Annotated in this window: 20 protein-coding genes; 7 read left to right on the forward strand and 13 right to left on the reverse strand. The window is 59.7% G+C overall.

The window, feature by feature from the left end:
- Window positions 1–9 precede the first annotated feature (9 nt).
- Together JQ627_RS18125 and JQ627_RS18130 are read right to left on the reverse strand one after the other, a co-directional pair.
- A complete protein-coding gene (locus JQ627_RS18125; RefSeq protein ID WP_212485507.1) occupies window positions 10–447 on the reverse strand; it encodes an urease subunit beta in 438 nt (145 codons plus the stop codon).
- Window positions 448–467: 20 nt separating this feature from the next.
- The gene (locus tag JQ627_RS18130; protein ID WP_212485508.1) at window positions 468–770 is read right to left on the reverse strand and encodes an urease subunit gamma; all 303 of its coding nucleotides are present in this window, start codon (window positions 768–770) and stop codon (window positions 468–470) included.
- 261 nt (window positions 771–1,031) lie between these two features.
- Between JQ627_RS18130 and JQ627_RS18135 the strand changes: the two genes are divergently transcribed.
- The 4 genes from JQ627_RS18135 to JQ627_RS18150 all read left to right on the forward strand — a co-directional run bounded on the left by JQ627_RS18135 (window position 1,032) and on the right by JQ627_RS18150 (window position 4,133).
- Window positions 1,032–1,868, forward strand: a complete 837-nt coding sequence (locus JQ627_RS18135; protein ID WP_212485509.1) for a hypothetical protein — start codon at window positions 1,032–1,034, stop codon at window positions 1,866–1,868.
- Window positions 1,869–2,067: 199 nt separating this feature from the next.
- Complete coding sequence (locus JQ627_RS18140; RefSeq protein ID WP_212485510.1) at window positions 2,068–2,562, forward strand: hypothetical protein; 495 nt, start codon at window positions 2,068–2,070, stop codon at window positions 2,560–2,562.
- Window positions 2,563–2,632: 70 nt separating this feature from the next.
- The gene (locus JQ627_RS18145) at window positions 2,633–3,346 is read left to right on the forward strand and encodes a Bax inhibitor-1/YccA family protein (protein ID WP_212485511.1); all 714 of its coding nucleotides are present in this window, start codon (window positions 2,633–2,635) and stop codon (window positions 3,344–3,346) included.
- A gap of 82 nt (window positions 3,347–3,428) precedes the next feature.
- Window positions 3,429–4,133, forward strand: a complete 705-nt coding sequence (locus JQ627_RS18150; protein WP_212485512.1) for a carbonic anhydrase — start codon at window positions 3,429–3,431, stop codon at window positions 4,131–4,133.
- A 70-nt stretch (window positions 4,134–4,203) separates the two neighbouring features.
- On the opposite strand, the gene JQ627_RS18155 is transcribed toward JQ627_RS18150, so the two are convergent.
- The 9 genes from JQ627_RS18155 to JQ627_RS18195 all read right to left on the reverse strand — a co-directional run bounded on the left by JQ627_RS18155 (window position 4,204) and on the right by JQ627_RS18195 (window position 14,276).
- On the reverse strand, window positions 4,204–5,817 hold the full coding sequence (locus JQ627_RS18155; protein WP_212485513.1) for a complex I subunit 5 family protein: 1,614 nt from the start codon (window positions 5,815–5,817) through the stop codon (window positions 4,204–4,206).
- 14 nt (window positions 5,818–5,831) lie between these two features.
- Window positions 5,832–7,346: a complex I subunit 5 family protein gene (locus JQ627_RS18160; RefSeq protein ID WP_249143158.1), complete on the reverse strand. Its 1,515-nt coding sequence runs from the start codon at window positions 7,344–7,346 to the stop codon at window positions 5,832–5,834.
- A gap of 17 nt (window positions 7,347–7,363) precedes the next feature.
- Window positions 7,364–7,705 (reverse strand): NADH-quinone oxidoreductase subunit K, encoded by a 342-nt coding sequence (locus JQ627_RS18165; protein ID WP_212485515.1) that lies wholly within the window; start codon window positions 7,703–7,705, stop codon window positions 7,364–7,366.
- The gene (locus tag JQ627_RS18170; RefSeq protein WP_212485516.1) at window positions 7,702–8,643 is read right to left on the reverse strand and encodes a hydrogenase subunit MbhD domain-containing protein; all 942 of its coding nucleotides are present in this window, start codon (window positions 8,641–8,643) and stop codon (window positions 7,702–7,704) included. The genes JQ627_RS18165 and JQ627_RS18170 overlap by 4 nt, the downstream gene beginning before the upstream one ends.
- Window positions 8,640–8,933 (reverse strand): monovalent cation/H(+) antiporter subunit G, encoded by a 294-nt coding sequence (locus JQ627_RS18175; RefSeq protein WP_212485517.1) that lies wholly within the window; start codon window positions 8,931–8,933, stop codon window positions 8,640–8,642. The genes JQ627_RS18170 and JQ627_RS18175 overlap by 4 nt, the downstream gene beginning before the upstream one ends.
- A gap of 15 nt (window positions 8,934–8,948) precedes the next feature.
- Entirely contained in the window at window positions 8,949–9,215 is a 267-nt protein-coding gene (locus tag JQ627_RS18180; protein ID WP_212485518.1) for a monovalent cation/H+ antiporter complex subunit F, read from the reverse strand.
- Window positions 9,208–9,747, reverse strand: a complete 540-nt coding sequence (locus JQ627_RS18185) for a Na+/H+ antiporter subunit E (protein ID WP_212485519.1) — start codon at window positions 9,745–9,747, stop codon at window positions 9,208–9,210. The genes JQ627_RS18180 and JQ627_RS18185 overlap by 8 nt, the downstream gene beginning before the upstream one ends.
- A gap of 399 nt (window positions 9,748–10,146) precedes the next feature.
- On the reverse strand, window positions 10,147–13,212 hold the full coding sequence (locus JQ627_RS18190; protein ID WP_212485520.1) for an efflux RND transporter permease subunit: 3,066 nt from the start codon (window positions 13,210–13,212) through the stop codon (window positions 10,147–10,149).
- Window positions 13,209–14,276 (reverse strand): efflux RND transporter periplasmic adaptor subunit, encoded by a 1,068-nt coding sequence (locus tag JQ627_RS18195; protein ID WP_312015776.1) that lies wholly within the window; start codon window positions 14,274–14,276, stop codon window positions 13,209–13,211. Before JQ627_RS18195 ends, JQ627_RS18190 begins: the two co-directional genes overlap by 4 nt.
- A 511-nt stretch (window positions 14,277–14,787) precedes the next feature.
- On the opposite strand from JQ627_RS18195, the gene JQ627_RS18200 reads away from it, so the two are divergent.
- The 3 genes from JQ627_RS18200 to JQ627_RS18210 all read left to right on the forward strand — a co-directional run bounded on the left by JQ627_RS18200 (window position 14,788) and on the right by JQ627_RS18210 (window position 17,516).
- A complete protein-coding gene (locus tag JQ627_RS18200) occupies window positions 14,788–15,873 on the forward strand; it encodes a sensor histidine kinase (protein WP_212485522.1) in 1,086 nt (361 codons plus the stop codon).
- A gap of 111 nt (window positions 15,874–15,984) precedes the next feature.
- Window positions 15,985–16,614, forward strand: coding sequence for a response regulator transcription factor (locus tag JQ627_RS18205; protein WP_212485523.1), 630 nt, complete (start codon window positions 15,985–15,987; stop codon window positions 16,612–16,614).
- A 266-nt stretch (window positions 16,615–16,880) separates the two neighbouring features.
- Window positions 16,881–17,516, forward strand: coding sequence for a response regulator transcription factor (locus JQ627_RS18210; protein ID WP_212485524.1), 636 nt, complete (start codon window positions 16,881–16,883; stop codon window positions 17,514–17,516).
- 639 nt (window positions 17,517–18,155) lie between these two features.
- On the opposite strand, the gene JQ627_RS18215 is transcribed toward JQ627_RS18210, so the two are convergent.
- Together JQ627_RS18215 and JQ627_RS18220 are read right to left on the reverse strand one after the other, a co-directional pair.
- Window positions 18,156–18,416 (reverse strand): hypothetical protein, encoded by a 261-nt coding sequence (locus tag JQ627_RS18215; protein ID WP_212485525.1) that lies wholly within the window; start codon window positions 18,414–18,416, stop codon window positions 18,156–18,158.
- 183 nt (window positions 18,417–18,599) lie between these two features.
- The gene (locus JQ627_RS18220) at window positions 18,600–19,487 is read right to left on the reverse strand and encodes an SGNH/GDSL hydrolase family protein (RefSeq protein ID WP_312015777.1); all 888 of its coding nucleotides are present in this window, start codon (window positions 19,485–19,487) and stop codon (window positions 18,600–18,602) included.
- Window positions 19,488–19,496 lie beyond the last annotated feature (9 nt).

Here is a 19,496-nt window from a genome sequence, read left to right on the forward strand (position 1 = left end):
CCTCGCGTCCTATATCGAGCGGAAACCCCGCTTCGCTGCCAGCGCCACCGCCTTGGATTTGACCGTGGCGGCGTCCTGGCCTGCGGTGGGACCATCGACGAGATTGTTGAAACCATAGACGGCCCGGTTGCCGCCGTAGGGAACGAGTTGAACCTCGCGTTCGTCCCCGGGCTCGAACCGTGTTGCGGTTGATGACGGGATGTTCAGGCGCAACCCGAAGGCCGCTGCGCGATCGAATTCCAGCGCAGGATTGACTTCGAAAAAATGAAAGTGCGATCCGACCTGTATCGGGCGATCACCGGCATTGCGCACCTTAAGCGTCGTCACCGGACGATCGGCATCGAATGTGATCGCCGCTGAACTGCACACGTAACCGCCGACCGGTACGTCCTCTGTCGCCGGGTCGATATTTGCGGCGACAGCGGGGCCCACTTTTGGTCCAGCCATGTTAGCCTCCTGTCAGGCACTCACTGGACGGGCGTGTGCACCGTCACCAGGCGGCTGCCGTCGGTGAACACCGCCTCGATTTGAACCATCGGAATAAGATCGGCGACGCCATCCATCACATCAGCCTTGGTCAGCACGGTACGCGCCTCCTTGGTTACGTCTTCGATCGTTTTCCCGGCGCGCGCGCCGTCAAGAGCGACCGCTGATATGACCGCGACGGCTTCGGGATAATTGAGCTTGAGGCCCTTGGCTCTTCGCTTTAACGCGACATCTGCCATCATGTAGACGAGCAGCTTGTCGAACTCTCTCGGAGTGAGCTGCATGCAATCCTCCGGCTCTGCCTGCCTGCCTGCTTTGCTTTGGGAAAAGCAGGTGGCTGTTGGTTCCGCGGAACGGTCGTCAGAATCTCCGTTCAACGAAACTACCCGATAGTAGGTGCCCCACAACTGGAAGTGTCAATCAGGGTTCTCCCCCGGTCGTCTATCGGAATTGCCCTGATGGACCAGCCGTTGCGGATGGACCTATCGTCCCAGGTTTTCCGCGCGAAAGTGCCTTGGCTTCGATGCCATCTTGAAACGTGCGCAATGACCGAAGCCACCCTGAACGTTGCGTCCTTCCTGTTTCTCGGCTTATTCCTCGGGATGCGGCATGCAACCGACGCCGACCACGTGGTCGCCATTGCGACCATCGTCAGTCGCGAGCGAGGCTTGGCGGGTGCGGCGCTGATTGGCGCCGCCTGGGGGGTCGGACACACCGTGACGGTCATGGCAGTCGGCGCGGCAATCATCGTGTTCGGGGTCGTCATTCCGCCGCGGCTCGGCATGTCGATGGAATTTGCCGTCGGCATCATGCTCGTCCTGCTCGGTGTGCTCACCCTGGCAGGCATTTGCCGCACGGGCGGTGTGGCCCACGCGCATGAGGGCGTTCCCGGCGCACATGAGCTCGACGTCCACGATCATCTCCATGCACACGGCGACTATTTGCACCGGCACCCGCATGGTCATGGCGTCGGCGCGCACGGGCACGCCGACGAGCAAGCGCCATTGGCGCGGCTCGACCGCAGCGGGCTCAGCCGAATCGCGTTCTACGGCTGGCTGCGACCCTTCGTGGTCGGCCTCGTGCACGGCCTGGCAGGGTCAGCCGCAATCGCCCTGATGATCCTGTCTATTATCCGCGAACCGATGGCCGCGCTCGGGTATCTGCTGCTATTCGGGCTCGGGACTATCCTTGGAATGATGCTGATCACGCTGATCCTGTCGGCGCCGTTTACGTTCACGGCTGTCAATCTGCCGAAGTTCAATTGGCGCCTTCGCGTGGCATCGGGCCTGATCAGCGTCTCCTTCGGGGTGGTCCTGATCTACGGCATCTGTTTTGCCGAGGGCGGCTTGTTCGCTGACGCGCCGATCTGGGAACCTCGTTGACCTCGTGTGCATCGCCGCGTTCTTCCGCTCCTGAACGAGTCTATCCAGGCAGGGAAATACAGGCGGCGGCATTTGTCTTTCAGGGTAATTCCTCATCTCCATTGAGGTGATCATCCGATGCCGTGCGGTGCGACAGTAGCGCAGTCTCCCGCAAACATCGTCGGTGCGGCGTGGAGACACGCGTGCAGGCGATCTCTCGTTGGCGCTGACGGTTCCGGCGATCTCGTCGGGCCGGCAATCCGCACTGCTCTTGATTCTGGCTGTGGCGTTCCTTGGGGGGCTCGCCATGGCGTTCTGGTCTTATTGGGGCGATATGCATCCAGTGGCCTTCGTGCCCAGGACGGGCGAATTTCCCGATCAGGCAAAGGCCGTGACGGGAGGGAGCCCCAATGACCAAGGGAGCCAAGTGGTCATGAAGCGCCTCACTGCGATGGCGGGTGTGGGAATGGTGGTCATGTGCGCGGCGTTCGCTGCTGCCGCAAGACCCGGCGCTTCCGTCGAACGCAGCCTGGCAATGGATGCTGTCAGGGACGATGTCCGTACCGCGGGCGCGGGCGATACTGCTGCCAAGAATGCCAGCCCGCGAGTGTCGCATGGAGTCCGCAGTCGACGGCGGCCGCACACGACGGCGTTGCCGCGAGGGAAGAGCGAGCGCAATATTCAGCTGCGCCAGCAACAACAGAAATCCGATTGATGGCAGGTTAGGCTTACGGGCTTCGGTAAGAAGCGCACCGGCGGTCGTCGGGATCAGGGAGGACAAGACCATGTCAGATTACGATCGAAATGCAGGCGCGCCCGGTCTTCCCGCCGACGCCGCCATCGCGATAGACGCCGGCCTGCGCGCTCACATGCTGCGCGTGTACAACTATATGGCCGCGGGTGTTGGCCTCACCGGCGTTGTCGCGTTTTTAACCTATCAGTTCACCGGCCCTGAATTGCTTCAGAGCCCGCTGATGTGGGTGTTGATACTGGCACCGCTGGGGCTGGTGTTTTTCATCAGCGCACGGATCAATACGTTGTCAGCGGAAACTGCGCGAGCATTGTTCTTCCTCTATGCGGCCCTGGTCGGGGTTTCATTGTCGACCATTTTTCACATCTACACGCAATCCTCGATCACGCGGGTGTTCCTTATCTCGGCGGCGGCTTTCGGTGCGCTCAGTATCTGGGGCTACACCACCCAGCGAAACCTGTCGGGATTCGGAACTTTCCTGTTCATGGGTCTGGTCGGCATCATTATCGCGAGCCTGGTCAATCTGTTCCTGAGATCGAGCGGGCTGGACTGGATCATTTCCATCATCGGCGTCGGTGTCTTTGCGGGCCTCACCGCCTACGATACCCAGCGGATCAAGGCCATGTACGACCGCGGCGATGACGCCACTTCTGCAGGCCGCAAGGCCGTGATGGGCGCGCTTTCGCTCTACCTCAACTTCATCAACCTTTTCATGATGCTGCTACGACTGATGGGCGGGCGACGCTAGGGCACGACGATCTCAGAGGCGCGGAGCGGATGCAGGCGAGGAGAGCAAGGGGGGATAATGAAAACAGGGAAGGAGAAATCTTATGTGCGATTCTTGTTCGCGAGAGGGGCCCAGCCGTCGGTCGCTGTTGCTAGGGAGCGCCGTGCTCGCGACGCTTCCCCTTGTCGGGCGTGCCGCCCAAGCTCAGCCCTCATCGGCTGCCGACACGCCAGATGCAGCGCTGAACCTATTGACCGAGGGCAATGAGCGCTATGTCGCGAATCAACCACGCGAGCGGGATTTCTCTGCCGGACGCGCAAGCCGTGCACTTGGTCAGGCTCCCTTTGCAGCGATTCTAGGCTGCGCGGATTCTCGGATCGCACCCGAACTGGCATTTGATCAAGGACCAGGAGATCTGTTTGTTGTTCGCGTTGCGGGCAATTTCGTAACGACCGAAGGTCTTGCGAGTTTGGAGTTTGGCGCTGCAGTGCTTGGCACCAAGTTGATCATGGTGCTCGGCCACAGCAGTTGTGGCGCTGTCAATGCCGCCGTGGCGGCACTTCAGAAAGGCAACGATCTGCCCGGGCACATTGCGGATCTGGTGCGGGCCATGAAGCCGGGTATTGAAGGGGAAATGAAGCAAGCCGGGCCGGATCTCGAGCAGCGCGCGGTCGTCGCGAATGTACGCCATAATGTAGAGCGACTGGAACAGGCAACCCCGATTCTGGCGGAGATGGTGGCGAAGAAGAAGCTCCGCGTGGTCGGTGCCGTATATGATCTTCCCACGGGGAAAGTCGCCATGGTTTAATTTCGGATGCCCATTCGATTCGAATGGGATAAAGGAAAGCGTTCGCGTCCGGTGATCCTGCGCGCCATTTCTATCGCGCGAGCACCGCCGCACCTAGCGCAATGGTCAGTACAAGCAACGATGCGCCGGCTGTCGGCCATTGACGAAGAACACAGTCCAGTCGTTCCAGCGCCTTACCCCATGTGACGGCCATCCGCATTCCACCATCCAGTGCCACAACGATGTCTCCCTTGGGAATTCGAGGCAGCCAACGCCACCAACGCCACAGCGGAACCGCCAGTGCGGCGCCAAGGAGAACGGGCCAAAGCGCCTTCCATAGTACCGCAGGCGAAAGCGGGTCAGGCAGCGTTCCGGCCGGGACCGTCAGATACAGCGTCCACGGCACAACGAGCGAAACTGCAGCGGTCGCAAGCCAGGGCCAGACAAGTCCCACGGCCGGCGTCGCTTGCGGGTCTTGCGATGCGGTATTCGCCAGGCTGCGCAAGAACTGCAACATCAGCAGCGTCGTGCCGACCGCGGACAGCGTTGCAATCGTGCTCGCGGTGCCATCTCCCAGCAACTCGTCGGCGACGAATTTCGCCAATGCACCGCCCGTGAGCGGGAGTCCGCCGAGGCCCACCGCAATGATTGCCGGGGGCAGCAGCATCGGCCATAGAAGTCGGCTGCCGGTCGCGGCAATTACGCCCACCGACAGGAACAGCGCGCCCTTCACCAGGACGTGGTGCGCGGCATAGAAGGCCGCTGCCAGCGCGGCGCGGCCGTCCCCCGCAAGCATTCCCATGCCAATGATCGCGACGATGAATCCCATCTGGCTCACGCTTGAATAGGCCAGCACGACCCTGGGATTGCGTTGCGTGATTCCAATCACGACGCCGTAAAGCGCGGCAAAACCCCCTGTTGCTGCAAGGGCGGTGCCCCAATCGGGCAGCGCGGTTTCGAGCGGAAAAAACCGGATCATGCCAAGGATGCTTGCCTTGACGACCGCACCGCTGAGCACAGCGGAGGCCGGCGTCGGCGCGGCCGAATATGCCAGTGGCATCCAGAAGTGAAATGGTACGAGACCGGCCTTCATGCCGAGGCCGGCTATCAACAGGACAAGTATCAGATTGCGCTGCGGCGAGGCCGACAGCACCGCCGCGGCGTCGCGGATCAACAGGCTGTCACCCGGGATCTGCGCGGCCAGCAGCACGAAGGCCATGAGCAGGAGGGTTTCGGCCAGCAGGGCGAGCCCGATATAGACCGCACCGGCGCGCCATGCGCTGCGCGTTTCGTGGTGGATGATGAGGCCTGTGGCGCCGAGCGTGAGCAGAGCGAGAAGGAAATAGAAGCCCACCATGTCGGCGGCCAGAAATACCCCGACGCAGCCAGTCAGCGTCATCAACCAGCACACCACGAACTGTGCGTGGTTCGGCCGGCCCTGCAGATACTGTGAAGCGTAGGCACCTGATGCGATCCACAGCAGCGCCGAAACGCCCAGCAGCATGGCTCCAGGGCGGTCCATGGCGAAAGTCAAACGAAGGCGCGTCGACCCTATCGCGAGCGAGGAATCAGAGGCGACAAGCAACACCGCTGCCAGCGCTGGGAACGGGGCGAACGCCAGCAGCGAAGGCATCCGGTTCCGCGCCTGCGGCCAGAGGCATGCCAGGAGCATGCCGAGCGGCACGACGAAGGCGCTGGCCAGCAATGTGCTTTCCCCAATCATCGCGGCCCAACCAGCATTGATTCCAGGCGGCCAGCCTGGAGAATATCGACAGGCCCGAACGCGACGAGACCCAGCAACAGCGACGTCAGCGCCAACGCCAGCGCCGCTGCTTCCTGGTATCTCGGCACAGCGACGCGGGGCTTGAGAGGTTCACCCGACGGCGCAACTGCACGCGACAGTACGATGAACATGTAGCCGCTCGTGAAGAGGCCTCCCGCGAGCATCACGATCGCCCACCACCATTGACCGGTCGCGACCGCCGCCTCGAGCAGCAGCCATTTCGCCAGAAAGCCGCCACTTGGCGGCAACCCGATCAGGGACACTCCACCGAGCGCGAATGCAAAGATTGTCATGGGAATCGCCCGCGCGACTCCTCCGAGCTCGGCGATGCGATCATGTCCAAGCACGGCGTAGATAATTCCTGCGGCCATGAACATGGCCGCCTTCGCTGTCGCGTGCGATATCGCCTGAAGCATCCCGCCGGTCAAAGCGCCGCTGGACTGTAGCTCCGCAGACACCGTGTCGAGGGCGAGCGGAAACATCAGGAAGAGGTAACCGATCTGCGCGACCGTTGAATAGGCGATCAGGAGCTTGAGCCGCTGCTGTTGCAGGGCGACGACGCTGCCGAATACAATCGCCGCCGCCCCCAACCCGCCGAACAGTTGTGCGCCGGCTGGACCGAGCATTCCCGGCATGACGTCGAACCAGAGCCGCACGACGATGAAGAACGATCCCTTCACCACCACCGCCGACAGAACCGCGCTGGCTGCGGCCGGTGCACCGGCATGGGCTGGCGGAAGCCAAAGATGCAGTGGAAAGAGAGCCGTCTTGGCGAAGAGTCCGATGGTCATCAGCGCTGCCGCGACAAGTGTCGCGGGTTCCATATGAATGCGGCGGGAGAGCAGGACGATGTCGAGCGTTGCATAGCTGCCGTAGAGCAGGGCCGTTCCGACCAGATAGAGAATCGAGCCGAGCAGGGCGAAGAGCAGGTATCGCAGCGCGGCCTGCAATGTCTCCGCCCGGCCATCAAGACAGACCAGCGGTACCGCGGCGAAGGTGAGGAGCTCGATCGCGACGTATAATGTGAACAGATCTCCGCCCAGGAAGACCATATTCATCGCGCCCCAGATCGCCATCAGCAGGATCCAGAACGCGAACGGAGCGCGGGCTTCGGCGGACCCTGCACGCGTGCCGAAGTCCGCGAGTGCAAAGATCGCGACCGCGCAGATCACGATCGCCATTGTCATCATCATCGCTGCCGAAAGCCCGTCGGCGCGCAACGCGATCCCGAGCGGGGGGGTCCAATCTCCGACGATGTAGATCAGCCGATCGCCGCTTCGCCACACGTCGACGAAAATGATCGACGCAAGGAAGAGGCCGGAGGGCAGCAGAACGGCGGCAATCCTTTCAGCGTACTGTCCGCCCAGGACGAATGACAACAGAACGCCCGCGGCCGGCGATACGATCGCCAGAACAAGGAGCGCTCCATCCGTCGTTGTCGCGTCGGGCAAGACGTTTGCCTCCGGCATCAGGAGTTGCCGCTGACCCTATCTGTGTCTCCGGGGCTATCGGCGCCGAGCGTGGATCGGCCGGTTTCCTGCAAAAGTCGCAGCACCAGCGCGATGGCCATGGCCGTAGCGGCGAAGGCAACGACGATCGCGGTGATGACCATCGCCTGGGGGACTGGATCGCCCCCGAGACCGGAAGCTGCGGCCCTCCTGGACACGACGCCGAACACTAGAAACACGCCGCTTCCCAGCAGGTTGAATGCCAGTATCTTACGTAGCGGCTCGGGATTTGTGACGAACCCGTACAATCCAATTCCCACCAGTGCTGCGCCACTTAGCCCAAACAACGTTGCAGCGTTCATTGCTGTTGCGCCTGTTCTAGCGGCCCTGCGGCAAGCAGGCCTAGAGCCACACCGATCGAAAGTGTCAAGGCGACCTCGACCGCGACAATCAACGGTTTGGCGTAGCCCGGTGGATAGGCAAGAAAGGCGTTCGCCAGCACCATCCCTGCGAGCCCGATGGCAAGGAAGATCACCGGTCCGACGACGAGCAGCGGGCGTAGCCAGGGCTGGCCGATCGAGGGTACACGCTTCAAGCCTGCGATCATGACGAGGAGCCACATTGCGGCCAAGACCGTGCCGCCTTGAAAGGCGCCGCCCGGTTCCTTCGCCCCGACCCAGCACATATAGATTGCGACTACGATTCCGACCGGTGGCAGAAGCTGGGCCAGAAAAGTCAGCGTGCTGCTTCGTCGTGCATAGACACGCAGTCCTGGTATTCCGCCCCACACGCTATCCGGCGCCAGCGACCAGACGCCGAGCAACGCGAGTATCAAGACCACTTTCTCGAGCAGCGTGTCGAGCGCGCGGTAAACGAACAGAACGCCGGCGACGGGATTGCCGAGGCCGCTCTGCGCCAGATTTTCCATCACCATAGGTGCGAGCGTGGGAATGGCATCAGGCGGGGACAGGACGGCGATGGCTAGGCCTGCCGCGACAAGCGCGCACAATACCGCCGTCGCAAAGCGCACTGGCAGGCTGATGCTGATATCGTTGCCCCCGGCAAAGCGCAGGCGTGCGACCGCACCGAGCATCAACATGCCGGTCATTCCACCGCCGATGGCGGCCTCCGTCAGCGCGACATCGACCGCAGCGAGCCTGACCCAGGCGATGGACAACAGCAAACCGTAGACGACGAAGCCGATAACGGCTGCGAACGCGTCGCGCGCGGCGATCGTCGAGACCGCGATCCCCAGGATCAGGACGACTAGACCGATGTCGAAAACAGCAAAGATGGTCATCCATTTGATCCGCGTCGTCGCACCGTGCCTGCAATGAGCTGTGTAACAATCGCGCCGGACAATTGGACCAGCAACCAGATGCTCACCAACTTCAGCGCGCCGAATAGTCCGTTCGTCTGTGGCAACAGACCCAGGACGACAAGGCCAAGGCCAAGATTGTCCACCTTGGTCAGGGCGTGCAGGCGCGTCAGCGAGTCCGGGAAGCGGAGCAAGCCGACCGTCCCCGCCAAAAAGAAGAGCGCGCCCGCCGAGACGGCCGAAACGGTGAAGATGTCAAGCGCGAGATTCATCCGCCGCTCGTTGCCTTAGACCTCGCTCTCCTGGCCGGGCGCGCTTCTAACGAATGCGACGGCCGCGAACGAAGCAAACAGTGCCAACAGCAATGCAACGTCCACGATCGGTGGTGTTTCGGTCGCCGTGGCCAGCAAAAGAAGTATGGCGCCACCACCGGTGCCCAGCAGCTGCGCCGCCATCATGTGGTCGACTTCGGCTGGACGACGAAGAATCACGACCAGAGCAAGCGCCACGGTCATCAGCACGAAGCCCGCGGCTCCCAGCAGGAAGCTAATCATTGCGCTGCGCTCCTCCGAATGTCCGCAAGAACAGGGCTTCCTCCGCAGCCAGCTGCTCGACCACCGGCGCCGCCACATCGAGACAATGAATGGTCAGGCCATTGCCTTCCGCGGATCCGCATGGAAGCGTGCCTGGCAGCAAGCTCATGACGGCGCAGAACGCATTTCTCTTCGTGCCCGGCGGGAGCTGCGCTTGATAGACCACGTAGCCCGGCCGGAGCGACAGCCGAGGATCAAGCGCGCGCAACGCGACGTCCGTTCCGGCGACGATCGATTGGCGGAGAAAGTGCAGCGTGAATCTTGCAAGCTTGACAGGATTTAGGTTCCATTGCTCCGCAGGCATGAGGCGCAGACTTGCCCAGGTTGCCGCTACAGCAGCCGCTAACCCGGCCGCAAGATCGCCAGAGTTGGCGTCGGTCAGCGCCAGCCAGAAAGCAAAAAATCCGGCAGCCCGGGAAATCGCACTTCCAAGAATGCCTGTACCGGTTACGGGCGGCTCCGCGGGCCTGCCTTGCTCCTCCGATGAGTTCATGACGCTACTGACCTCCATATTGCCCGGTCCGGCAGCGGTGCTTCACACACCTGCTGACGTATCGACGCCAAATCACCTGGTGAGGATCAGGCGGTAGCCCCAAGCTCCGATCGAAGTTGCCGCGAGAACCAACCTCCGGACCAGCGCGGGGACCAACAGCGCTTTCGGACCAAGCATCGTTGCCTCCACTGTTGGGTATCGGCACGGTGCACGTCCGGACTGCATCACGATATCGGGTAATTACCTAGTTGGAGGGGAGGGGACTCCCTTGACGCAGATGCGGAAGAGATACCCGGCCTTGAGCTGACGACAGCATGGAAAGCCAACATCCCTCGATAGTCGCTTCTGGATCTTTCGGCAGCAAGGTACGTGCACGGTCCGTCGGGCGAGATTTGAATTTCAGGCGGCGGCTTCTTTGGGGTTCGAAGGGTCCGCTGACCGTTCGGTTCCTCTGAACCAGGCAACATACAACGTCGGTAGAAAGATCAGCGTCAGAATCGTTGCAACCAACAAGCCGCCCATGATCGCAAAGGCCATCGGCCCCCAGAAAACTGTCGGAGCGATAGGGATCATACCGAGGACGGTCGATACAGCGGTCAGCATGATTGGACGGAAACGGGAGCTGCTGGCATCGATGGCGGCGTCCCAGACAGTTTTTCCCTGAGAACGCTCTGCCTCGATCTGGCCGATCAGGATCACCGCATTCTTGGTTATCATGCCCAGCAGGGCCAGGATGCCGAGAATGGCAACGAAGCCCAGCGGCCTGCCGGACAGCAGGAGCGCCGCGACGACGCCGATCAGGCCGAGCGGCGCTACGCTAAGGACCAGAAACAGTCGTTGGAAGCTTTGCAACTGCACCATGAGGACGGTGAGCATGATGAGCAACATGACCGGCACGACGGCAATGACGGAGGCTTGTGATTTCTTGCTTTCTTCGACGGTCCCGCCGACAACGACATGATATCCTGCAGGGAGTGTCTTCGTCAGGGCTTCCACATCGGGCGAAAGCGCGGTCACTACTGTCTCCGGCAAGGCGCCGGCGATGGTGTCGGCTTGTACCGTCAGAGTCGGAACGCGGTCGCGCCGCCAGATCAAGGGATATTCCTGCCCGTATTCGAAAGTCGCAAACTGACTGAGCGGAACCGTTCGCCCACCCGGCACCGGCACTTGCACGGTGCGCAGGGTAGCAAGCGAGACCCGCTGCTCATCCGTCGCACGTGCGATGACATCAACCAGATAGATATCGTCGCGTACCTGGGTAACGGAGGTGCCGGATACGACAGTATTCAGAACTCCGGCTAGTGCCTGCGAACTGAGGCCGAGCAGGCGCGCCTCATCCTGGTCGACACGAATGCGCACCTGGCGGGCGGGCTCGATCCAGTCAAAATTGACCTTTTCGGCCTTGGGATTGGTCGCGATGATCCGGGCGAGCTTGAGCGCGATCTCGCGCACCTGACCTACGTCGGGTCCGCTGACACGATATTGCACAGGCCATCCGACCGGAGGCCCAAGTTCAAGCGGGTAGACCCGCGAAATTGCGTTTGGAAATTCATTGGACAGGATCTTTTCCAGTTTCAGGCGGAGACGTTCGCGTGCCGCAACGTCCTTTGCAACAATGACCGCCTGGGTGAAGAAGTTGTTCGGTAACTGAACATTGAGCGGCAGATAGAAGCGAATAGCGCCGCGACCCACATAGGTGCTCCAGCGCGCGACATCCGGATCGCCCTTCAGAGCAGCATCGAGGCGTTGTGCTGCGGATTCGCTGGCATAGATCGACGCATTCTGCGGCAGGCTGAGGTCGACCAGCAACTCTGGACGATCCGAGGATGGAAAGAATTGCCGAGGGATGAGCGGAAGCACGAGAAAGGATGCCACGAAGAGCGCCAACGAAACCAGAATCGTCAGCCATTTCGCTCGCATGGCGAAGGTGAGGAAACTCCGGTACCATCGGAAAATCCTGCCGGGATCGGCGGTCGCCGCGGCCCGCGGTGGCTTGAGAATGACGACACCCAGCAGCGGCGCAAAGATCACCGCGACGAACCATGACACGATCAGGGCGATGCTGACCACTGCGAAGAGCGAGAATGTGTATTCTCCCGCCGAGCTGGCTGCAAAGCCAACGGGGACGAAACCGGCGATCGTCACCAGCGTTCCCGCGAGCATGGCAAATGCGTAGGTCCGGAATGCGTATGTCGCGGCCTCGACCTTGTCGTCCCCTTCCGCCAGCCGATTGAGCGTGGCGTCGGTCGTCGTCATCGCATCGTCGACGAGCAATGCGAGGGCGATGATCAGCGCACCGAGGGATATGCGCTGCATATCGATGCCCGCCATCTGCATGATCGGAAAGACGATGGCCAGCGTCAGTGGAATCGAAAGCGCGATGATCAAGCCGGGCCGGACGCCGAGGCTGATGAAGCTCACGACGAGAATAATGGCGATCGCCTGCAACAGCGACGTCATGAATTCCGAGATGGCGCCGTCGACGGTGACGGCTTGGTCCGCGATGAGCTTCGGCTCGATGCCGATGGGCAAATCTGCGGTGACCTGCTTCATCAATTTCTTGATGTTTGCACCGAGAGCAAGAATGTCACCGCCGTCCCGCATCGCGATCGCAAGCCCGATGGCCGGTTCGCCGTTTACGCGAAATTGCGGCTGGGGCGGGTCGGAATAATCACGCCGTACTTGCGCGATATCGCTAAGGCGGAGCACACGTCCGCCGGCGACGAAATTGGTGTTCGCGACATCCTGCTCCGATGTAAATGCGCCCGAGACCCGCAGCGAAAGACTTTCATCGCCGGTTTGAATCGTGCCGGCCGGCCTTACGATGTTCTGTGCTTGCAGCGCAGCGATCAGCGCGGACCGGTCAATCCCAAGGCTGGCGAGCTCCTTCATCGAGAATTCGACGAAGATCCTCTCGTCTTGTGCCCCTAATAGTTCGATTTTCGATACGTCAGGCACCTGGAGCAGTTTCGAGCGGATATCCTCGACACGATCGCGTAGTTCGCGATGCGTGAAACCGTCGCTCGTAAAGCCATAGATAATCCCGAACGTATCACCGAAATCGTCATTGAATCCGGGGCCGACAATTCCTGCCGGAAGCGTGTGGCGGATATCGCCGACATTCTTGCGAACCTGATACCAGGTGTCGAGAACTTCTTTTGCGCTCGCGCTGCCCTGCAGGTTGACAAAGATTGTCGTAACGCCGGCGCGCGTGAAGCTGCGCAGAAAATCCAGATGAGGCGTTTCCTGCAGTTTTCGCTCAAGTCGCTCGGTTACCTGCTTGAGCGTCTCTTCGACGGTTGCTCCCGGCCAGGCTGCCTGAACGACCATGGTCTTGATGATGAAGGTAGGATCTTCGCTGCGGCCAAGTCGGAAATACGACAGGACGCCGGCGATGACGGCGACAATCATGATGTAGGCGACGAGCGAACGGTGTTTGAGCGCCCATTCGGAGAGATTGATCATGGCTCTGACCCGAGCAGGCGAATCGTCTGGCCCGGGTGAAGGGCCTGAACGCCCGCTGTGACCACGATTTCGCCGGTGTCCAGCCCCTGGGAAACGATCACCCGCGCCTGGTCAAAGCGCAAGACGTCGACGTTTCGGATTGAAACCGTTTTGGTCGATGGATCGACAATCCATACCGCGGGTCGCTGATTGATCTTCGTCAAAGCCGTTGCCGGGATGTCGATGATCGGCACGGCGTCGGTTTGCATGCGCCCGACGACGGTTGCCCCAAGCAGCATGGCGGGGGGGGGGTCAGTCAAGCCGACTTTGACCTCGAAGGTCCGGGTGACAGGATTGGCCTGAGCGGCGACTTCGCGGATTCGCCCCTGCGCGGTCACTGCCGGATCGTCCGTCAGGCTGACGGTGATCCGGGGATCGCTCGGTGCTGATCGAAGCAACTGGGCCGGAACGTCGAAAACCGCGTCGCGGCCATCTTTCCGTGCAAGCCTGGCGATCATTTGCCCTGCCTGAACAACTTCCCCCGCGCCGGGGCCTGTCGCAGTTATTGTTCCCGGCGCATCGGCCTTGAGTTCGGTGAAGCTTACCAAATCGTGTGCGGTATGGAGCTGGGCTTCGGCGGCATCCACTTGCGATTGGGCGGTTTGCTGCGCTTTCGTCGCCAGTTCGAAATTGGCCCGCGTGGTCCATCCCTGCGCAAGAAGCGTCTCCTGGCGCTCGTAATGATTGCGCGCCTGCGTCAACTGCCCCTGGGCGGCCGCGAGACCTGCCTGTGCCTGCCGCAATGCGTTCAACTCGTTTTGCGGTTCAAGCCGTGCCATAACTTGCCCGGCTTGCACCCGGTCCCCGAGCTTGGCGCTGTTTTCCAATAGCCGCCCGGAAATTCGAAACGCCAAAGTTACTTCATCTTCAGCTTCGATACGGCCGGTAAATGTCAGCGCCTCGCCTGCCTCGCGCTTCTCAACGGATATGGTTCTAACCGGGCGGGCTGGCGGAGCTGCGGTCCCTGTCTCTCTCTGGCAGGCCGCGAGCGACATTGCTGGTGCGATCGCAACAAGCGCCGTCATCAGCAATCGATACGACTTTGTCCTGCCGGGGCTTGAAGGCATAGCAAGACCTATCAGCTGCAGATCGATCCCGATAAGTATTCTCCGTCAGGCCAAAACCCCCCGCCATCAGGAAATATACTGAGCGCTCCTGCCGATTGCCCCAGCCTTGAGTCAGCAGGCCTCCCGCTTTTTGGCGTTGTCTACGGCGTGACCGTTAAGTGACTGAAATCGCATTCAATCTTGAATTGTGGCGGGGAAAAATTGAAAACTCGAGTAAAAGTGCACTATGCAAAATGTGCCAAATGGCATCGCCTTTTTCGGCTACGAAAACAGATGCTTGACGAGTGTTTTCCAGAGGGTATTTACTTAAGGCAAGCCCAGAAAGCGACGCAGATTTAACGTTGCTCAAGGAAACGGCCAGTTCTAAAGGCCGCGCAACCTGGGGAATATCAGGGGCAGGACCGTGATGAGTCCGCGACCAGCGTACCACGAGCTCCACTGGATACATGCTCCGGAATATCTCTTCGGAATGCAGATTTCGAATGCCGGACAGTTCTTCTACGCGAGCATGAATCCGGCCTTCGAACGCGCGCTCGGAATTTCAATCAGCCGCGAAACAGCAGTTCGTGACTGCATGAGCGAAGAGGACGCGAAGGCCATCTGCGATTCCTGCGATGCATGTCTGGCCAAGGGAAAGTCAGTTCATGACCGGCACCGCCTTACACTCGGTGGACGCCGACGCGAGTTTGATACGACGATCAATCCCGTTCGTGATTCGCAAAGCGGGAATATTGTCAAGCTAGTCGGTAGCCACCGCGTGATCGACGCGCGGGCGACCGGCGATGCCGTCGACAGGACGGCCAAAAGACGGGCTACAGCAGAACTCGAGCTCCGGTTGTTATCGCTTCAGGAAGAGGTGCAACAGCGGATTGCATCCGATCTACATGATTCGACTTGCCAGCATTTGATTGCCGCCAGCTTGACCGTCATGCGGTTGAGGCGCGCAATAAGCGACAACGGTAGCGTAGAGAAACTCATGGACGATATCGATGCGTCGATAGATCAGGCGCAGAGGGAAATTCGTGCGTTTACCTACCTGCTCCATCCCCGGAATCTGTCGACCGACGGCCTGAAGCTTACGATCGAACAGTTTGTAGGGGGATTTTCGGCGCGCACTTCACTGAAGACCAGTCTCCAGATTGCTCCCGAAGTTGACAGGTTATCCTACGAGCGGCAGCGCGCTGTGCTGAGAGTCATTCAAGAAGCCCTTGCGAACGTCTTCCGTCATGCCCAAGCGACGCACGTGAATGTCGCAATGGAGGCTACGGATACGCATTTCAAGCTTCAGGTTGCTGACAACGGCCGCGGCATGCCAACCAATCAAGCGAGATCAGGCCCTAAGGCGATCTCATTTGGCGTCGGAATTCCGGCAATGAGAGCCAGATTGCGTCAGTTGGGCGGCACCCTGGAAATCCATTCTTCATCAGCAAAAGGGGGGCGAGGTACCACGTTGTGTGCAGATCTCCCGCACGGTCTTTTGCTCAAGAGGGCGCGACAGCCGGTGCAGCGTCATGGCCAACTGGAGCATCACAGATCCATTGCAGGGCGGCATTGAAGCGCCAGCCGCTCGAAATGTTTGAGGGACGCAGAATATCCAAGGAGGTCTGGAGACGAACGATGGGTTGTCGATGCCTGACGCAACCCGGCATTGGAGTTTTCTTCGATCATGAAACGGATTCTAATAGCTGACGATCATGAAACAGTGAGATGCGGACTACGCGCCCTGTTGGAAGGGCGCGCCGGTTGGGAGGTCGTAGTTGAGGCACGCGATGGCAAGGAGGCGGTCGCTGGGGCCGTGGAAGAAAGGCCTGACGTTGCCATTGTAGACTACGCGATGCCCTTTATGACAGGTATAGAAGTTGCACGGCGCATCAGGGAACATCAGCAAGAAACGGAAATACTCATCTTCACGATGCACGATTCAGATGTGCTTGCGTTGCAGGCGTTTCAGGCAGGTGCCCGTGCATTTCTGTTGAAATCTGATGCAAACAAAATGCTCCTGGCGGCGGTCGAGTCATTGATAACTCATAAGCCGTTCTACGCGGGCGCTTTCCCAGGCGAACTGAAGGGTAGGGTGACTGGAAAGGGCGAGCCGAACCAGGTGCTTTCGCCTCGAGAGAAGACGGTCGTGAAACTGGTTGCGGAAGGGCACAGCAATAAGGACGTAAGCGCTATCTTGAATCTCAGCATAAAGACTACGGAGACGCATCGAGCGGCCGCCATGCGCAAGCTTAACATAAATTCAACGGCGGGCCTGGTTCGATACGCCGTTCGTAGCAAGCTCGTGGAGGCATGAGAACGCGGTTCCAATCGTCTCGTCAGATTGCGCTGCACCCATTCTGCGGGGGGCCGGGGAGCTTGACCCGGCAGGTGGCGGGCGACGGCGCCTCTAACGTGTCGAGGAGTGTTCAATCGAGAAATCCGAATACTCATCCCTGGAGTTTCAGGGTTTTGTGGGATTAACGGCAGGCAAGCCGATCAGTATGATGAACCCATCCTGCTGTCGCATTGCCAAGCCGCCGATCGCCCTAGCCGGTGGTTCCAACCGACAGGAACGTCACTGTGAAGCAGATCCTGATTGCGGATGACCATGAAGTCGTTCGGTCCGGCCTTCGCGCGATCATCGAAACTCGCGCCGACTGGACCGTGGGCGGGGAAGCTGTCGATGGCAAGGACGCCGTTGCGTTAGCTTTGAAATTGAAGCCGGATGTCGCAGTCGTCGATTACTCGATGCCCGTCATGAATGGGTTGGAGGTCAGCCGTCGAATTAAATTGCATCATCTACGCGCGGAAGTGCTCATTCTCACAATGCATGAAAGCGAAGAAATTCTTACGGAAGTCCTTCTGGCAGGCGTGCGGGGAGTCCTGCTCAAGTCAGATGCGAAGAGTCACCTAATTGCGGCTATCGAAGCATTACTTGACCATCGACCTTATTTCACCAGTGCCTTGTTGGAAAAGTTGCTTCATGACTATCAGTCAAACAAGAAGGGGAGATCGGAGATCCTGCTATCTTCGCGAGAACAGAGCGTTGTTCAATTGATTGCGGAAGGACACACCAACAAGTCCGTGGGCGCGATTTTGAATCTCAGCGTGAAGACGGTCGAGACCCATCGCGCATCGGCAATGCGTAAACTCAATATTTCCTCGACTGCCGAGTTGGTCCGGTATGCTATTCGTACAAAATTGATCGGACTTTGAAAGGAATATCGTCCTCTGAACCTGCTCTCCCGTTGACGCGCGCTCGCAGTTGGAGTTTCCACGGTGAGCTATTGATCTCCAATGATCCGATTTTGGCTCGGTTGGAGAAATCCCCTTGAGAGATCAAGGCGAGCTGCATGTCACTTAATCAGCGGGTCCCAGGTTCGGGCCCTGGTGCGCCCACCATATAATTACTCGACACCACAGTCGCTATGGAAAGACGGAGAGGTACGTCAGGGTCAAGCTGATGACCTCCGTGCCAATGGCAACAGCTCTAACGTCCTAGTACTCGCCGGACGCAAAGCATTCTGATTTCGTTAGTTTGGTGTAGTTGCTCAGCACTCGGGCGATCAATGGAGCCGAGAGTCTCGGTACTAAATTTCGCTTCCAACTCTGAGGCCATACAGTTGCAAATCTGCAAGCAAGCGTCCGTCGAAAAGTCGCCTTGCTGCGCGCAACCGTTTCGGCACGCTGAGAGAAACTGCGGTCGCCATTCTGCAGCCGTGGCGATTGTTATAAAACTGATAGCAGCTATCGTCAGAGCTGGGAGAAACGCGGACATTGCTTCGCTTCCCTTCTTAGTTTGCTGAGGGGCCGCTCTAATTCGTCTCCAGCTTTTTTGCCCCTAGCAATATCTAGCTATTTGCGTAGTCGTCCCCTGAAGCGGAACCACAAATGACCGATCAGTGATAGGACTATGGCGGTCAGAATTATCGGGAGCCAGATCGACGTGGTTATGATGAACAAGGATATGATCACCACACGTCCAAAGACCGATTCGCTGACCGGATTCTTAAGACGAGCGAAATAGGCGTAGATAATAAAGATGGTGGCCGGCACCATCCACGCGGCGACAAGCACCAGTAACAGGTCAACAAGTTGGCTGGCATAATGGTGCATGAGCGCACCTCCTGACAGCGTCGCCGCGAATTGCTGTCACCGCCGCGAGAGATGCGGTGATTGTCGACGATAATTGATCTCTGTTCGCGTTGGTGGGCATCTGCACGCTCGGCATCGCTGTCACGGGCCGCGGCCCAAGCTCATGCGAACCCGCAGCCTCCGATTCGCCTGAGCTAGGGCCTCTCAACGCGCGCTCGTCGAGATTGCTCGGGCAAGGGCTCGTCCAATGCAATCATAACCATCGGCCGTGTTGTGCAATCCGTCCCACGTTACAAGCGCGCTTTGCGCAACTCCGGCACTGACCGAGTTTCGCATCAGCGCAAAACGAGAGAATAGCCCGACCCGTTCCTGTCTTGCGACATCGATGATGATGTCCTCCATCGTCGAATAGCCGGCCGAGGCGAGCACCTGTGGCGCATATTGCAGATCCATCAACACGACATCGGCTGACCCCGCCTTAAGTGCCCTTACCCCTTCAACAACGCTTCTCTTGAGCCCCTGGTCCGGCCGGCCACCCCAGGCGACGTCATTAGTACCCAGTTGCCAGATAACGAGATCAGGCATGTGCGCGAAAACGTCACGCTCGAACCGTGCGACGTTGTTCGGAATCGTATCGCCGACTCGACCGCTGTTGATGACCTCGATCGTGGCGTTGGATCTAAGTCTCGAGAGTTCTCGGCGCATCACCTCTGGATATGTGGCCGCGGACCTAAGTACCCAGAGTCCCACCGTTGACGATGATCCGATCGCGACAATCTTTAGCGGCGCACCAGATCTCAAGCGCGCCGCCGTGCGCGGCAATTGTGCGCCCAGCGAGACGTCCAAATTTGCGGCAAGGCATCTCTCTCCAGACGATCTCTCGTCCTGCGCTTGAGAGGGCGCCGTGCTGGACAATCCGATAATCGCGGCAGCACCGATCGACGCTATTGTTCGAGCGGTTCGGCTTATGCATGGCAGAACAAATCGATACATGTTCCCCAATAACTGGTCGTTTCTCTCTTGACAACCCTTGGCGTCAAACGTCTGTTTTTGACTACAGGTCGATTGACGACGTGGGGCAGCGAGCAGCACGCATGAGTC

Source organism: Bradyrhizobium liaoningense (assembly GCF_018130785.1).
Lineage (GTDB): Bacteria > Pseudomonadota > Alphaproteobacteria > Rhizobiales > Xanthobacteraceae > Bradyrhizobium > Bradyrhizobium liaoningense_A.

Coding starts and splice junctions, on each gene's coding strand:
- JQ627_RS18205 (WP_212485523.1), top strand. CDS start 15,985: ATGAAACGGATTCTAATAGCTGACGATCATGAAACAGTGAGATGCGGA.
- JQ627_RS18195 (WP_312015776.1), bottom strand. CDS start 14,276: ATGACGGCGCTTGTTGCGATCGCACCAGCAATGTCGCTCGCGGCCTGC.
- JQ627_RS18130 (WP_212485508.1), bottom strand. CDS start 770: ATGCAGCTCACTCCGAGAGAGTTCGACAAGCTGCTCGTCTACATGATG.
- JQ627_RS18145 (WP_212485511.1), top strand. CDS start 2,633: ATGTCAGATTACGATCGAAATGCAGGCGCGCCCGGTCTTCCCGCCGAC.
- JQ627_RS18185 (WP_212485519.1), bottom strand. CDS start 9,747: ATGAACTCATCGGAGGAGCAAGGCAGGCCCGCGGAGCCGCCCGTAACC.
- JQ627_RS18180 (WP_212485518.1), bottom strand. CDS start 9,215: ATGATTAGCTTCCTGCTGGGAGCCGCGGGCTTCGTGCTGATGACCGTG.
- JQ627_RS18125 (WP_212485507.1), bottom strand. CDS start 447: ATGGCTGGACCAAAAGTGGGCCCCGCTGTCGCCGCAAATATCGACCCG.
- JQ627_RS18200 (WP_212485522.1), top strand. CDS start 14,788: ATGCAGATTTCGAATGCCGGACAGTTCTTCTACGCGAGCATGAATCCG.
- JQ627_RS18170 (WP_212485516.1), bottom strand. CDS start 8,643: ATGACCATCTTTGCTGTTTTCGACATCGGTCTAGTCGTCCTGATCCTG.
- JQ627_RS18135 (WP_212485509.1), top strand. CDS start 1,032: ATGACCGAAGCCACCCTGAACGTTGCGTCCTTCCTGTTTCTCGGCTTA.
- JQ627_RS18175 (WP_212485517.1), bottom strand. CDS start 8,933: ATGAATCTCGCGCTTGACATCTTCACCGTTTCGGCCGTCTCGGCGGGC.
- JQ627_RS18150 (WP_212485512.1), top strand. CDS start 3,429: ATGTGCGATTCTTGTTCGCGAGAGGGGCCCAGCCGTCGGTCGCTGTTG.
- JQ627_RS18215 (WP_212485525.1), bottom strand. CDS start 18,416: ATGCACCATTATGCCAGCCAACTTGTTGACCTGTTACTGGTGCTTGTC.
- JQ627_RS18165 (WP_212485515.1), bottom strand. CDS start 7,705: ATGAACGCTGCAACGTTGTTTGGGCTAAGTGGCGCAGCACTGGTGGGA.
- JQ627_RS18190 (WP_212485520.1), bottom strand. CDS start 13,212: ATGATCAATCTCTCCGAATGGGCGCTCAAACACCGTTCGCTCGTCGCC.